The following is a 15,127-nucleotide window of genomic DNA, read 5'->3' as shown; positions in this document are numbered from 1 at the left end:
AAAGCTTGCAGGTTACGTTACGTAATCCAATATAGTGGAATTATACCATTTAAAGGAAGAGGGTAAAGGGATGGGAAACAATGAAAACAGTTGGAAGCTAAAGGATCCTTGGCGGGGCAAAGAATTTATTTTATTATTGTTGTTGGAGTTTATTTTCGTCATTGGCTTTTTGAAGGGGGTTATTTCCCCGATATATTCTCAATGGCTGAATAATGATTTATATGCAGGAACATTAATGGGGTTAACGATAGCGATAATTTTAATAACAGGAGTTTATATAGTTGCGCTCCGTCCACAAGCACTTTCTTGGAGTGAGATTGGAATAAAGCGTTTTAACATAAGTGATTGGAAAATTATCATTGGGTATTCTGTCATTTTACTCGTTGGCGCGGTGATTATTGTCATACTGACTAGTTTTATAGGGAACACTTGGGAGAATAGCAAAACGGAATCATTACAGCAAAATTTAACGTTTCTTACTGTTTTTATTGCTTTTGTTTCTGCTGCTGTAATATCCCCGTTTTATGAAGAACTTTTTTACCGTGGCTTTTTATATCGTTGGCTACGTACTCGTATCGGGTTTTATGGAGCAATTGTAATCAGCTCAACAATTTTTACAATTGTACATATCCCTGCTTATAATGTCATGCCAGTAAATTTTTTTAGTGGAATTATTTTTGCACTTGCATATGAGCGTACGAATTCGATATGGCCATCTGTGCTGATTCATGGTATTACGAATGGAATTATGGTTTTACTGACAAGTTTGGGATGAGTACTGATTTTTTGCTCTTTTTTGAATATTTATATATTTTTAAAACAAAAAAATATTGTTATTGATTCTATTGACGGTTTAAATTTAAGTTGATATTATTCTACTATTGTTTTTAGAAAATCTAAATATACCTTGTATAAATTCAAGAAGATGGCTTGAAAGTTTCTACCAGCTACCGATAATAGCTGACTACAAGGAATGGGAAATAAATTTTATTTTTATTCCATTTTGTAGAGAAGCTTTGGCCTATATTGGTCAAAGCTTTTTTTATTCTAGGATAATAAATTAATTGCTATCGAAATAGCAACTAGGAGAGTACAACATGAAAAACTTTTTCAAATTTGCAGAACGGGGTACTTCGTATAAAACCGAAACACTTGCTGGGATTACGACATTCTTATCAATTGCCTATATCTTAATCGTCAACCCTATTATTCTAAGTCAATCCGGCATGGATCACGGAGCTGTATTTACTGCAACTGCGCTTACTGCAATTATCGGTACATTGTTAATGGGTATCCTTGCGAACTTCCCGATCGCTATTGCACCAAGTATGGGATTAAACTCATTCTTTACTTTTACCGTTTGTATTGGAATGGGAATTGATTGGCAAGTTACTTTAACAGGCGTATTTGTTGCCGGCATCATCTTCCTGATTTTAAGTTTATTTAAAATCCGTGAAAAAATTATTAACATTATTCCGAGTGATTTAAAGTTCGCGATTGCTTCAGGGATTGGATTTTTCATCACATTTGTCGGATTAAAAAACGGTGGCATTATCGTTGGTAATCCGGATACATTTGTAGCGATTGGTGATTTAACATCACCGATGACGCTATTAGCGATCCTAGGTATTTTCCTTACAATCATTATGCTAGTTAAAGGCATTAACGGCGGTATTTTCTACGCAATGGTTATTACTACAATTATCGGGATGCTGTTCGGTAAGATCGAAGTACCTTCTTCAATCATTGGTAGTATCCCAAGCCTTGAACCGACATTTGGTGTTGTGTTTGGTCATTTAGATGAAATTTTTACAGCGGAAATCCTGACAGTCATCTTCACATTCCTGATTGTCGCTTTCTTTGACACAGCAGGTGCATTAATTGGACTGACAAGCCAAGCAGGCATGATGAAAGACAATAAAATTCCGAATATCGGAAAAGGGTTACTTGCCGATTCAGCTGCCGGTGTAATTGGAGCGGTATTAGGTACATCAACACCTGCAACAAGCGTTGAATCTTCTGCGGGTATTGCAGTTGGAGGTAAAACCGGCTTTACATCAGTCGTTATTGCAGCATGTTTCGTCATCGCATTATTCTTCTCACCACTTGTTAGCGTTATTTCTGTGGAAGTAACATCTGCTGCATTAATTATTGTCGGTGCATTGATGGCGATGGAAATCCGTCGAATTAACTGGACAAAGTTAGAAATTGTCATTCCGGCATTTTTAACGATTATTATGATGCCGCTGACTTCCAGTGTCGTTATCGGAATTGGGTTAGGTTTTGTGCTGTATCCGATTTGTCTTATCGCACAAAAGCGCGCTAAAGAAGTCCACCCGATCATGTATGTGCTTTGCCTGTTATTCCTTTTATACTTTGCATTTATTGTATAAATGGGCTACAAAATTAATGTAATTAAAGACATAGTATCTAATTTTCGAGCATGAACCTGCTACAAGGATCATGCTCGTTTTTTATGATGAAGTAAATTGGTTAATTATGGTATTATTATAAGGTGAAGTATATAAAAATCTTAATTTAATACCCTAAATTGTGGAATGAATTCATGGAGGCAATTATGGATAAATGGAAAACTGTAAAAACTGAGTATATACATAAAAGTCCTTTCGGTAATATTCGAAAAGATGAATGCAAGCTTCCTAATGGTATGGTGATTGATGATTATTATGTAAATGAATATTCAGATTGGGTAAACGCTGTCGTATTAACAAAGGAAAACAAGGTGGTCCTTGTTGAACAGTATCGTTATGCTGGCAATGAATTTTACCTTGAAGTCCCAGCTGGAAAAATTGAAGAAAACGAAACATATGAGGAAGCAATAATCAGAGAAGTAAAGGAAGAGACCGGCTTTATTTCAGATAGCAAGCCTATACTTCTAGGAGAATTCATGGTTAACCCCGCTACACAAAATAACAAAGTAATTACTTTTCTGTTCCTTGATGCTTTTAAGAAATTTGAACAAGATTTAGATGATACGGAAGAGCTTACAATTAATTTATTTGATTTTAATGATCTGGATAGACTGATAAAGTCGAAGCAAATAAATACACAACTGTTTACAGCACATGCCTACACAATGGCCAAAATGTACCTTATTGAAAAACAATTAAGTCTCTAAGAATATAGGAAAAGAGGTAAGGAAATGTCTCATGTAAGAATACGATGTACAGCATTGATCATCGAAAATAATTCGGTACTTTTAGTCGAGTATGATGACAACGGGATCCATTATAATTTACCGGGCGGGGGACTTGAACCCGGTGAAACAATAATGGAGGGTGTCGCAAGAGAAGTGCTTGAAGAAACTACGGCAGAAGTTGAGGTTGGTCCGTTAGCATTGATTTATGAATTTCCACCGCATAAGCAATCGGGTGATTATGATGAAAATGGGAAACATGGACTTCATCTTATATTTGAATGTACATTAAAGAATCAATCGGTCCCGAAATTACCCGAAAATCCAGATCCAAATCAAACGGCGGTGAAATGGATTCCTATAGAACAATTGGATTCAATCTTGCTCATTCCAAATATCAAAAATCAAATAAAGAACTATATTGATAATAAAAGAAATATTGAATTGATTGAGGATTACAGCCTGGAGAAACTATATTTGAAGTGAATGTCAGTTTGATAAAATATTCTCAGAAATATATAAAATAATAAAATGGAGGGGTTATCTAATAGCTGATTATTATACTGAAACGAGAGCCTACTTCACTTTGTTTGGCGAGGATTTTCCTTTGGAAGAATTCACGAGAGAAATAGGAATCATTCCAACAGAAGCATACAAAAAAGGTGAGGAAGTTATTCGAGGTAAAACAAAACATATAAGATTTGAAACGGCATGGGAGTACGGGCTCGATTACAAAATGACTAACTACCCTGAGGAACAAATTCACACCATAGTAAATATACTATATAACTCAATAGATATTATTAAAAAATATGTAGATACCTACAATCTGAAATGTAAATTAGTTACGGTTGTTTGTTTTAATCGTGAGCCTACACGAAGGCTTGTTATGAATAATAAAGCAATTGAATTCGCCAATCGGGTAAATGGAGAATTTGAATTCGATATTTATAATTTTGCCGATTAGAAAGGTGTTTTAATGGGTTTCTAATTATTGTTGCTTACTCCTAATTACTGAAACTTTTTTGTCCCCGATTCCGTATAAACTATAACAAATCGTTTAGTTGGAGAGGGGAATATATATGTCTGAAAAAGGCTGTTTAAAATGTGGAAGTAAGGATGCGAGCAAGAAGGAAGTGGCGATGACTGGTACGGGGTTATCGAAAATGTTTGATGTTCAACACAATCAGTTTATTGTCGTTTACTGCAATAACTGTGGATATTCTGAGTTCTATAATAAAAAGTCGTCTTCAGCATCAAATATTTTGGACCTGTTTTTTGGTTAAAAAACAAAACTGCTATTTAACAACTTACCGTAGTCTAAATGATCTAAATCAGAACTAATCATGTAAATGTCTTGCATTTTTTCTTCTGTGGCGTTAAGATAAGGTCAAGTTAATAGACCGGTTTGAGTTAAAGAGAGACCTTAAAGAACGCACAAAGCGATATTTGTGTGGTGCTTTAAGGTCTCTCTTTTTTTGTCTACAATAAGGAGGAAACATTATGTCAACAGCTTCATCATTACAACGTTCAGTCATCATGAATGATTTACAAAGCAAAGAATATGACGTTTTAGTTATCGGAGGCGGTATTACAGGTGTGGGAATCGCACTTGATGCCATTACGCGCGGTTTGTCGGTCGCATTAGTGGAAATGCAGGATTTTGCGGCAGGTACATCGAGCCGCTCAACAAAATTAGTCCACGGCGGTTTACGCTATTTAAAACAATTTGAAATTAAAGAAGTAGCCGAGTTAGGTAAAGAGCGTGCGATCGTGTATGAAAATGGTCCACACGTAACAACACCTGTATGGATGCTATTACCGTTCCATAAGGGTGGTACATTCGGTAAATTCTCTACATCTGTTGGATTACGTGTGTACGATTTCCTGGCTGGGGTAAAAAAATCAGAACGCCGCTACATGCTAAATAGTGCGCAAACTTTAGAAAAAGAGCCATTGGTTAAACAAGCCGATTTATTAGGTGGCGGTGTTTATGTTGAATATCGTACTGATGATGCACGCTTAACGATCGAAGTTGCAAAAACCGCGATTGAAAAAGGTGCCGTTTTAGCGAACTACACGAAAGCTTCAGGCTTTTTATATAATGATGCAAAAAAAATTATTGGCATTGAAGCAACTGATTTACTAACAGATGAAACAATTCAAATTCATGCGAAGAAAGTCGTGAACGCAGCGGGTCCATGGGTTGATGATGTACGTAGCATTGAAGGCAAAACAAGCGGTAAGCATTTAATTTTATCAAAAGGTGTTCACATCGTATTTGATGAATCGAAATTCCCGTTAAAACAGGCGGTTTATTTTGATACACCGGATGGCCGAATGGTATTTGCGATTCCGCGTAACGGTAAAACGTATGTTGGTACGACAGATACATTTTATGAAGGGGATCCGCGCAATATGGATATCGAACAATCCGATCGCGATTACATCATGAACGCCATCCACTATATGTTCCCGAATGTAAAAGTAACGGATGCGGATATTGAGTCAAGCTGGGCTGGCGTACGTCCGTTAATTCATGAAGAAGGAAAAGGGCCATCTGAAATTTCCCGTCATGATGAAGTTTGGGAATCGGCTTCAGGCCTCGTTACAATCGCAGGTGGTAAATTAACAGGCTATCGTAAAATGGCGGAAGCTGTTGTAAATAAAATCTCAGCAAGTTTAAAAGCAGAATTCGGTATAGAGAGCAAGCCTTGTGTTACTAAAAACATCCCGATATCAGGCGGTGAAGTAGGCGGTTCAAAACATATCCAAACATATATTTCGAAAAAGACTGAGTTAGGTGTGAAAGCGGGCTTAACGAAAGAAGATGCAGCTCACTTGGCTCAGCACTACGGCTCGAATGTTGAAAAAGTATTTAGCTATGTGGCGAATGCAAACGACACGATGCCGAAAGCTTTATTTGCTCAGCTACAATATGGTATTGAGCATGAGCTTGTGACGACACCTGTCGATTTCTTTGTGCGCCGTACGGGGAATATGTTCTTTAATATTGCCTCGGTATTGGCATATAAAGATGCAGTCATTGCACATATGGCTCAGCAGTTAAATTGGACAGATGCTCAATTATCGGAGTTTACAGAACAGTTGAACATTGAAATTACACGTGCAACAACAGCGAAATAATGTAAAATAATATCGTGATATAATTTTGGCTCATCGAAGGCGTGGGAGATTTGAATTAACGCACTCGATGAGCCATATTAATATAAACAGATTTCTTTATTTAGGAGGATGTTATGCCGTTTAATGATCAGAAAATTATTCCTGCTGCCCGAACGATCAAACAGTTTGATAAAGTAGTAAAAAGTGAATTTGAATATATCGTATTGCTTGAAGTGCATTTAAGCCATCTACGCTCGCTTAAACAGGAAGCTGAACGCCATGGAAAAAAATTAATTATTCATGCGGATCTAATTCACGGCTTGAAGACGGATAATTTTGCTGCGGATTACTTGTGTAACGATATACGTCCGGCAGGCATTATTTCTACACGTTCCAATATGATTTTAAAAGCGAAATCCCGCGGTATTTTAGCGATTCAGCGTGTCTTTTTAATCGATACGATTGCACTTGAAAAAAGCTATTCACTGCTGGAGCAAACGTCACCGGATTTTATTGAATTGCTCCCGGGTGTTATCCCGGAAATGATTAACGAAGTCTATACGCAAACAGGCATACCCGTTATTACTGGTGGTCTAATTCGGACGGACGAGCAAATTAAGCAGGCATTTGATGCAGGTGCAATTGCCATTACTACGTCAAACAAAGAATTGTGGAAACGTTTTCAAAAAGTTGTTGACTAATGGATAATTTCAAACTATTATGATTACTAAGTCGATAAATACGTGGTTGAGTAAAGGAGTCCGCATGTACATTGTTTTACGTGAATTCGTAAAACAATTGTTACTTGCGGACTTTTTTTCTCTTCTAAGTATTTTATTAACGGAATATACATGAGCTAAGGAGGTTATGGAATGTCAACATTTACAGCCGAGTTAGTCGGCACGATGCTGCTAATATTATTCGGTGGCGGCGTAGTAGCAGGTGTTTCATTGCACAAGTCAAAAGGTGAAGGTGGCGGTTGGGTTGTAATCACTTTTGCATGGGGCTTTGCCGTAGCGATGGCAGCTTATGCAGTAGGAGGCATTAGCGGAGCGCACTTAAACCCGGCATTAACAATTGCTCTAGCAACAATCGGAAACTTTGCATGGGCAGATGTACCATTGTTTATCGTCGCGCAATTACTTGGAGCGTTTTTAGGTGCTGTGTTAGTGTACTTTGTTTATTTACCGCATTGGAAAGGCACAAAAGACAAAGGGGCAAAACTTGGCGTATTCTCAACAACTCCAGCAGTAAAACATATTCCATCGAACATGATTGCTGAGATGGTCGGCACATTCGCATTAGTATTAGGGATTTTAGCGTTAGGTACAAACGAAATAACATCAGGACTAAATCCATTTTTAGTTGGTATTTTAATTGTTGTCATTGGTATGGCATTGGGTGGTCCAACAGGTTATGCGATTAACCCGGCTCGTGACTTAGGTCCACGTATTGCCCACGCGATTTTACCGATACCAGGTAAAGGAGATTCAGCTTGGTGGTATGCATGGGTACCTGTAGTTGCACCGATTATCGGTGGTGTTTACGGTGCAGTATTCTTCAGCTTCATCTGGAATGGAGCAGATGCAGCATTATTCTGGATTTTCAGTGTAGTAGTAGCAGCGGTGTTTGTAGCTGCACAAATGACAGTATCGAAAGTAGAAGAGTAGAAGAGTAGAAGAGTAGGAGGATTTGAAGATGACAGAAAAATTTATGATGGCGCTAGACCAAGGTACAACTAGTTCTCGTGCAATTTTATTCGATAAAAATGGTACGGTCTTTCATACAGCACAGCAAGAATTCCCACAATATTTCCCGGAATCAGGTTGGGTAGAGCATAACCCGGAACAAATTTGGTCTTCCGTGCTATCTTGTATTGCAGCAGTATTATCAGAGAAAAATATACTTGCTAATCAAATTGCAGGAATCGGCATTACAAACCAGCGTGAAACGACAGTCGTATGGGATAAACATACAGGTCAACCTATTTACAACGCAATCGTTTGGCAATCAAGACAAACAGCTGGAATTTGCGAAGATTTAAAAGCGCGTGGCTTTAATGATACGTTCCGCGATAAAACAGGGCTGCTCATTGATGCGTACTTCTCAGGAACAAAAGTAAAATGGATTTTAGACAATGTAGAAGGCGCTCGTGAAAAAGCGGAAAATGGGGATCTCTTATTCGGTACGATCGATACATGGATTATTTGGAAATTAACGAACGGTAAAGTGCATGTAACCGATTATTCAAACGCTTCCCGAACTTTAATGTTCAATATTTATGATTTGAAATGGGATGAAGAGCTACTTGATATTTTAACAGTTCCGGCTTCTATGCTTCCGGAAGTTCGTCCTTCTTCTGAAGTATACGGTCATACAGATGCAGAAAATCTTTTCGGTCAGGAAATTCCAATCGCAGGTATTGCGGGCGACCAACAAGCAGCATTATTCGGGCAAGCTTGCTTTGAGCAAGGAATGGTGAAAAATACATATGGCACTGGTTGCTTTATGTTAATGAACACAGGTGAAAAAGCGGTAAAATCTGATCATGGTTTATTAACGACAATTGCATGGGGCTTAGACGGTAAAGTAACGTATGCACTAGAAGGAAGTATCTTCGTAGCGGGCTCTGCTATCCAGTGGCTGCGCGACGGGTTACGTATGTTCCGTAAAGCGGAGGAAAGTGAAGCATATGCAGCACGTGTAACATCTTCTGAAGGCGTATACGTTGTACCGGCATTCGTTGGACTAGGAACGCCTTACTGGGATTCGGATGTACGTGGTGCAGTATTCGGCTTAACGCGCGGTACTGAAAAAGAGCATTTCGTACGTGCTACACTTGAGTCGCTTGCTTATCAAACGCGTGACGTATTAGGTGCAATGGAAGCGGATTCAGGAATTCCGTTAAGCACGTTACGTGTAGACGGCGGCGCAGTGAAAAACAACTTCTTAATGCAATTCCAGTCAGACCTGTTAAATGTGCCGGTAGATCGTCCGGTTGTAAATGAAACAACGGCTTTAGGCGCAGCATATTTGGCAGGTTTAGCAGTAGGCTATTGGGAGACATTGGGAGACATTTCAAACTACTGGAATTTAGATCACAAATTTGAGCCGGAGATGGGCGAAGAAGAGCGCGAAGCTTTATACACAGGCTGGGGCAAAGCGGTTAAGGCAGCTCAGGCTTTTAAATAGTAGATTTACAATATAAATGCATAAAAGCTGTATGAAAAGTGAGTGAGCTTTTCATACAGCTTTTTTGTGTGGTCTATTCAACTGGTAATTGAATGATCGCTTTAACTGTAACTTCCTTAATTTCTTCCATTTTCACCAACTCAACTATTAGTACGACATATTTTTCCTTAGCATTCATAAATACTAATACGGTAGTTTTAATTTGAAACAGACTCCCACTATTGATACTGCTGAAAAATTAAAGTAAGAAATAACGTTAATAAATCAAAAGATGTAGGTTTTTTTATATAATATTCTAACTTTAGCTCTTATATTATCTCTTTCTACTTTGCTAATGCGTCATATCTGAAATTGCTAGGTTTCAGCAAACAATTGTCATATTTGTAATGTTTGTTATGGATCTGCAAAAGAAGCGCCATTCATTCCCTAGTGAAATCACACTTTTTCTCTAGTAAGCTTGTAACAGACAACGAGAAAGGATTGATTTAATATGTTGAAAAAAAGTATCGTGTTGTTCTTTAGTATGATGCTATTTGCGCTACCAGCTACTGCATCTGCAGCTACTTATACAGTAAAAAGTGGGGACACGCTTTGGAAGATTGCCTCTAAAAATCAAATCGGACTAAGCGAATTAATTGCTTTAAACCCTACATTAAAAAATCCGGATATGATCTATGTCGGTGAAAAAATTACGATTTCTGAAAATGAACAACAAGCAGTAGAAGAGCAAGTAGTAAGCCTAGTAAATAAAGAACGCGCACAGCAAGGGTTAACGCCACTTAAAATTGATTGGGAGCTAGCACGTGTTGCGAAATATAAATCTCAAGATATGCACGACAAAAATTACTTCAGCCATACAAGCCCTACATACGGCTCACCATTTGATATGATGAAAAAATTCGGTATCAGCTATACAGCAGCAGGTGAAAATATTGCAAAAGGTCAAAAATCGGCTGCGCAAGTAATGGAAGCATGGATGAATAGTTCAGGTCACCGAGCAAACATTATGGATGCGAAATTTACGCATATTGGTGTAGGCTATGTTGAAGATGGTAACTACTGGACACAAATGTTTATTAAGAAATAAAACTAATAAAAAACCATAGAAATATTGATTACCTTCTATTTAAAAGTAATCCAAAAATGAGCGCGACTTCTGTAAAAAGAGTCAGCGCTCGTTTTCATTTTATTGCGTGATTATATTAGTTTCAATCGGGAGTGCCTTCGAAATATATTACAGGAGATATAAGTTATAAATAAATTTCGGTAGAATATATTATTCCAAAGATAGTATTAGGAGGATGAATATTTGGATTTAATAAAACCGATTTTATCGCACGCAAGTAGAATGCCAAATCAAAAAGCATTAGTATTTGGGGATTACACGTATACGTATAAAGAATTAAACGATGAGATTAATCGATATAGTAATGGGTTCATTAACAAAGGTTTAAAAAAAGGCGATAAAGTCAGTCTGTTTTTAAAAAATTCCCAGTGGTTTGTCATTTGCGCGTATGCCGTTATGAAAGCAGGAGGTGTCATTGTTCCTATTAACTTCCGACTAACGGCTAAAGAACTCAATTATATTGTGGAGCAATCTGATTCAATCGCTATTATTACAGACGCCGATCAAACAGAATTAGTCAAAAACGCCATTGCTGATATTACTGCAAAGCCGGTCATATATAGTGTTGGGGACGCTGAAGAAGGAATAGTCTCCATAAAAGAAATCTATACTTCACAAACCGAAAACCCCGATGTACCGATTACTGCTGCAGATGCTGCGCAAATTTTGTATACATCAGGCACAACAGGCAAGCCAAAAGGGGCACTTCTTACACATGGTAATGTCACAAATTTGAATAGTGCGCAAACGGTCATGATGAAATTAAGTCATGATGATGTTTATTTACTCGTAGCGCCAGCATTCCACTCGGCAGGTTTAAATATGGTTCTCACATCTTGTTTCTTTGCCGGTGCAACGGTTGTTATGATGCGTGACTTCCATCCAATAGAATCTTTAAAGGCGATAGAACAGCATAAAGTTACGCTTTTCTTTGGTGTGCCTGCGATGTACAACGCGTTTTTCATGGTTCCAAAAGGTTCGTATGATTTATCAACTGTTCGGGGTTATGTTTACGGAGCGGCACCGATGTCACCAAGCATGATTGAAAGGGCTGTAGAGTATTTAGGTTCTGACCAGTTCTATAATGCCTGTGGTTTAACGGAAGGTGGCCCAGGAGGGGTTTATCTAACGCCGGAAGAACATAAGACAAAGCTTGGAGCGAGTGGAAAAGCGATGACGTTTCTGGACGTTCGTGTAGTAAATGATTATATGGAAGATGTATTGCCTGGTGAAGTTGGAGAATTCATAATGCGCGGTGAATCTGTAATGAAAGAATACTATAAAAAACCGGAAGAAACAGCGCAAACATTCCGAGATGGTTGGCTTTTAACTGGTGATTTAGCGACGATAGATGACGAAGGTTATATTACACTTGTAGACCGTAAAAAGGATATGATTATCTCAGGCGGAGAAAATGTTTATTCTAGGAGAAAATTGCCGATATATTCAAGGCTTTTACTTTGGCAAACCATGTCCGATTGAGGAGTTTGAGAATTCGTTTTTATAAAATTATATAGAAAATAGGGGGTTACCCTAATATTGAAAATCCACGGTTCATCAAAACGGTGGATTTTTTATTTTAAACAATATTTACAAATATAAACAGCTTTACCTTTAAATTTAATTTATAATAAGCTTTTATTTAAAAAATTCCCCTTATTTTGCAACTTTTTTAATGTCTAATCCGTGGATAGGGTGAAAGGTGGGAAGTAATGGAACTCAAGCAGGTATATGCATTATATTTCAATGATTTATATCGCTATTTATTTTCTCTATCAAAAAACCATGCCGACGCAGAGGACTTACTTCAGGAAACCTTTGCTAAGGCATACATTGTCCAGCTCACTGATGAAATTGAGGAAATAAAACCTTGGTTATTTAAAGTAGGCTATTACACATACATTGATCATTTTAGAAAAGGAAAGCGCACTATTTTGACCAATGAGTTCTCACAAGTAGATTTAAATACTCCGGAGAATATTATAGTAGAAAATGATGCCTACATAGAGTTATTGCGTTATTTAGAGGATATAAAGCCGATAGAAAAACAAGCGATCTTATTATGTGATGTACATGATTGTACGTATGAGCAAGCTGCAACGATTTTAGATATAAAGTTAAATACCTTAAAGAGTCATTTAGTTCGTGGAAGGAAGAAGATACGTGAGATGTTATCCAGGGAGGGTTCATAATGGATTCATATGATAAATTGTTAGAAAAAGCAAAGAGGGAAGGAATTAAACAAACAAACATAGGCAAGAAAAAGGTGAATAGGGCTATTAGTTCTTCTAAATGGAAGTTAATTCTCTCAACTATAACTCTTGTTCTTTTAATTGTACCTATCTGCTATATGTTGACCTTTGGCTATTATGCGTTTGGAACAAAATCGACAACTTTAATGGACGTCGCTAGTAAGACTCTTTATATCACTGAACCCAATACAACTTTAGAGGAGATGGAGTTTGATATGGATTTTTCACTCTTCTCAATGGATTTGTCATTTGAACAATATAAACAAATTGGTGATGATTTTTATCCAGCAAAAAACTATGATTTACATTTTGTACTTGATGACTTAGTGAGTAAAGAGACAGATTCTAAATTAGAAAAATTATATCCTAAAAATCCAACAGAAACTAATCAATGGATTGCTCACCCAAGTCAGTTTCTCGTAGATTTCAATTTTTATAACGAGTCGGAAGTTTTATCTGGATTGCCGGAGGAAACGGTTGTCGAAGCGTATATTTCGTTAAATGACCTATATGAAGTAAAAGAAGTTGAAAATGCAATGGAAAATGTACATGTAACATGGGCAGCCATTTATACAGGGACGGAAGATAAAATGCTAAGTTCTAATGGGGACCTTATTTCACCAATCGGGTATCCTGTTCAACCAGATCAATCCTATTGGTCGCCTTTTCGAGATTCCCCTTCACATGAGGAAACATTTTTGAAAATGATGAAGGACTTACTGCCTTTTGAAGATTTAGCTGTAAAATTATCACCTCATAAAGGTCTTGAATTAAAAGAACGTATTCATTACCTTGAGAACAATGGGTTTAAAACCTATGGAGTTGTTGTTACCGGACCAAAAAACGAAATCGAATCACTCAAAAAATTGGATATGGTTCGCTTTCTTAAAGTAGGAGAGGTGAAATTATGGAATTGGGTTCATTAAAAAGCACGCTTATACAAGGTATGGGATGGTTGAGTGTTGTCATAGGTCTCGTTTGCTTGGCAATTCTAAATATCTCTTTGCTCTCAGGATACAATTTACAAATAGAAAATAAATTCAGTTCATGGGTATTCATTTCTTCGGTTTTAGGAGTTATTTCTTTAATAAACAAAAAAAGCAGATCATTAGGATTGTGGGGATTAGGTATTAGTATCTTTATTGGAGTATTTGTAATGACAATCTTCGTACTGGGTTGGACAATCGTTCCCTTCCCTTAATTTGCATCTGTAAGTGTGAATACTAATTAAAAAGCGATTAACATTATCTGCTAGTATTTTTTGCTTTTAATTGCCTATGGTAGTTTAAAAGGAGCAATCAAATGGCAAAGAAAAATAGAAATAAAATTCTTGTACCTGAAGCTAAACAAGAGCTAGATTTATTAAAAGCGAAAGTAACCGGTTCTAGCAATCCTGAAGTAACAGCGCTAGAGGTAGCTAAGGAATTAGGCATCTCTCTAAATGAAGGATATAACGGCGAACTAACTTCTTTTGAAGCTGGAAAAGTAGGCGGGAAAATTGGCGGCAGCATGGTTAAGGAACTTATTAAAATGGCACAAGAAAGTTTAAAGAAAGAACAATAAATTAAAGAGTGCTGCAAATTCCTTAGTATTAAGGGTTTGCAGCACTTTTCTTTTTTTAGAAGACATACTACAACATTGAAATCCAGGTTATGTGCATAACAAAAATCCCAGTATATAAGAACATGACGAAAGTAAGAACTACTCGCCACACATTCGTTAATCTTGTTGGGAAATTTGATTTCCACAGTAACAAAATGGCACCAGATAAAGTGACTTTTATTCCAAGGATTGTTAAGGGTGAAAACGAACTCATCAGTGGGTTCGCTTCTTCAATCCATTCGTTACTGAGCCCCCAAGCCGTACAAATGCCATCAATTAGATTTAATAATAAAATAACCAACAACATATGTTTGATTTTGAACAAGTTTTTCATAGTTACTCATCGCTTGAATAGCAAGCTCTCCTTGTATACGTTCTTCTTAATCTCTCCAACTTTAGATAAGCTTTTACCAAAGTGATTATATTTATACTGTTGAATAACTGAAATGAAATGGGTGGTCTATAGGAGGGGGAATTATGTTCTGCCAAATACCGGTTTATATCACTTATTTCGAATTAAAATATTACACAAAATTTGGTAATATAAATTCTATTAGTAGTATATATAACCTAACTGATTGGTGGATGAGTTACATAAGCGAGAAAATATACACAGAAATAGCTGAGACAAAAGTCGTGTTAGGGGACTATAATTTAAAAGTAGGAATATTA

General features: G+C 37.1%; 16 protein-coding genes and 1 riboswitch. All 16 genes read left to right on the top strand.

Features of this window, described 5'->3' with window-relative positions:
- Positions 1 to 70: 70 nt before the first annotated feature.
- The 16 genes from MKY51_RS09535 (at position 71) to MKY51_RS09460 (ending at position 14,416) form a co-directional block, all read left to right on the top strand.
- A complete protein-coding gene (locus MKY51_RS09535) occupies positions 71 to 775 on the top strand; it encodes a CPBP family intramembrane glutamic endopeptidase (protein ID WP_339171356.1) in 705 nt (234 codons plus the stop codon).
- 112 nt (positions 776 to 887) lie between these two features.
- Positions 888 to 987: riboswitch (purine riboswitch) on the top strand.
- Positions 988 to 1,097: 110 nt separating this feature from the next.
- On the top strand, positions 1,098 to 2,393 hold the full coding sequence (locus MKY51_RS09530; RefSeq protein WP_339171353.1) for an NCS2 family permease: 1,296 nt from the start codon (positions 1,098 to 1,100) through the stop codon (positions 2,391 to 2,393).
- A 185-nt stretch (positions 2,394 to 2,578) separates the two neighbouring features.
- Positions 2,579 to 3,139 (top strand): NUDIX hydrolase, encoded by a 561-nt coding sequence (locus tag MKY51_RS09525; protein WP_339171352.1) that lies wholly within the window; start codon positions 2,579 to 2,581, stop codon positions 3,137 to 3,139.
- Positions 3,140 to 3,163: 24 nt separating this feature from the next.
- A complete protein-coding gene (locus MKY51_RS09520) occupies positions 3,164 to 3,643 on the top strand; it encodes an NUDIX domain-containing protein (RefSeq protein WP_339171350.1) in 480 nt (159 codons plus the stop codon).
- A gap of 100 nt (positions 3,644 to 3,743) precedes the next feature.
- On the top strand, positions 3,744 to 4,124 hold the full coding sequence (locus MKY51_RS09515) for a DUF4279 domain-containing protein (protein ID WP_339171349.1): 381 nt from the start codon (positions 3,744 to 3,746) through the stop codon (positions 4,122 to 4,124).
- Positions 4,125 to 4,239: 115 nt separating this feature from the next.
- On the top strand, positions 4,240 to 4,443 hold the full coding sequence (locus MKY51_RS09510) for a zinc ribbon domain-containing protein (protein WP_339171348.1): 204 nt from the start codon (positions 4,240 to 4,242) through the stop codon (positions 4,441 to 4,443).
- A gap of 217 nt (positions 4,444 to 4,660) precedes the next feature.
- Positions 4,661 to 6,304: a glycerol-3-phosphate dehydrogenase/oxidase gene (locus tag MKY51_RS09505; protein WP_339171347.1), complete on the top strand. Its 1,644-nt coding sequence runs from the start codon at positions 4,661 to 4,663 to the stop codon at positions 6,302 to 6,304.
- Positions 6,305 to 6,417: 113 nt separating this feature from the next.
- On the top strand, positions 6,418 to 6,984 hold the full coding sequence (locus tag MKY51_RS09500; protein WP_339171346.1) for a glycerol-3-phosphate responsive antiterminator: 567 nt from the start codon (positions 6,418 to 6,420) through the stop codon (positions 6,982 to 6,984).
- Between the two features lie 171 nt (positions 6,985 to 7,155).
- Positions 7,156 to 7,953 (top strand): MIP/aquaporin family protein, encoded by a 798-nt coding sequence (locus tag MKY51_RS09495; protein WP_339171345.1) that lies wholly within the window; start codon positions 7,156 to 7,158, stop codon positions 7,951 to 7,953.
- Positions 7,954 to 7,981: 28 nt separating this feature from the next.
- Positions 7,982 to 9,475: a glycerol kinase GlpK gene (gene glpK, locus MKY51_RS09490; RefSeq protein ID WP_339171343.1), complete on the top strand. Its 1,494-nt coding sequence runs from the start codon at positions 7,982 to 7,984 to the stop codon at positions 9,473 to 9,475.
- A 490-nt stretch (positions 9,476 to 9,965) separates the two neighbouring features.
- Positions 9,966 to 10,562, top strand: a complete 597-nt coding sequence (locus MKY51_RS09485; protein WP_339171342.1) for a CAP domain-containing protein — start codon at positions 9,966 to 9,968, stop codon at positions 10,560 to 10,562.
- 222 nt (positions 10,563 to 10,784) lie between these two features.
- Positions 10,785 to 12,083, top strand: coding sequence for an AMP-binding protein (locus tag MKY51_RS09480; protein ID WP_339171341.1), 1,299 nt, complete (start codon positions 10,785 to 10,787; stop codon positions 12,081 to 12,083).
- A 230-nt stretch (positions 12,084 to 12,313) separates the two neighbouring features.
- Positions 12,314 to 12,793, top strand: a complete 480-nt coding sequence (locus MKY51_RS09475; RefSeq protein WP_339171339.1) for a sigma-70 family RNA polymerase sigma factor — start codon at positions 12,314 to 12,316, stop codon at positions 12,791 to 12,793.
- The gene (locus MKY51_RS09470) at positions 12,793 to 13,779 is read left to right on the top strand and encodes an anti sigma factor C-terminal domain-containing protein (protein ID WP_339171337.1); all 987 of its coding nucleotides are present in this window, start codon (positions 12,793 to 12,795) and stop codon (positions 13,777 to 13,779) included. The genes MKY51_RS09475 and MKY51_RS09470 overlap by 1 nt, the downstream gene beginning before the upstream one ends.
- Complete coding sequence (locus MKY51_RS09465; RefSeq protein ID WP_339171336.1) at positions 13,761 to 14,054, top strand: hypothetical protein; 294 nt, start codon at positions 13,761 to 13,763, stop codon at positions 14,052 to 14,054. Before MKY51_RS09470 ends, MKY51_RS09465 begins: the two co-directional genes overlap by 19 nt.
- 101 nt (positions 14,055 to 14,155) lie before the next feature.
- A complete protein-coding gene (locus tag MKY51_RS09460; RefSeq protein ID WP_339171334.1) occupies positions 14,156 to 14,416 on the top strand; it encodes an alpha/beta-type small acid-soluble spore protein in 261 nt (86 codons plus the stop codon).
- The last annotated feature ends 711 nt before the right edge of the window (positions 14,417 to 15,127 follow it).

Origin of the sequence: Solibacillus sp. FSL R5-0691 (assembly GCF_037974225.1) — a bacterium.
GTDB lineage: Bacteria > Bacillota > Bacilli > Bacillales_A > Planococcaceae > Solibacillus.
Note: the sequence above shows the minus strand (reverse complement) of the source record. Positions and strands in the feature narration are given on the sequence as shown.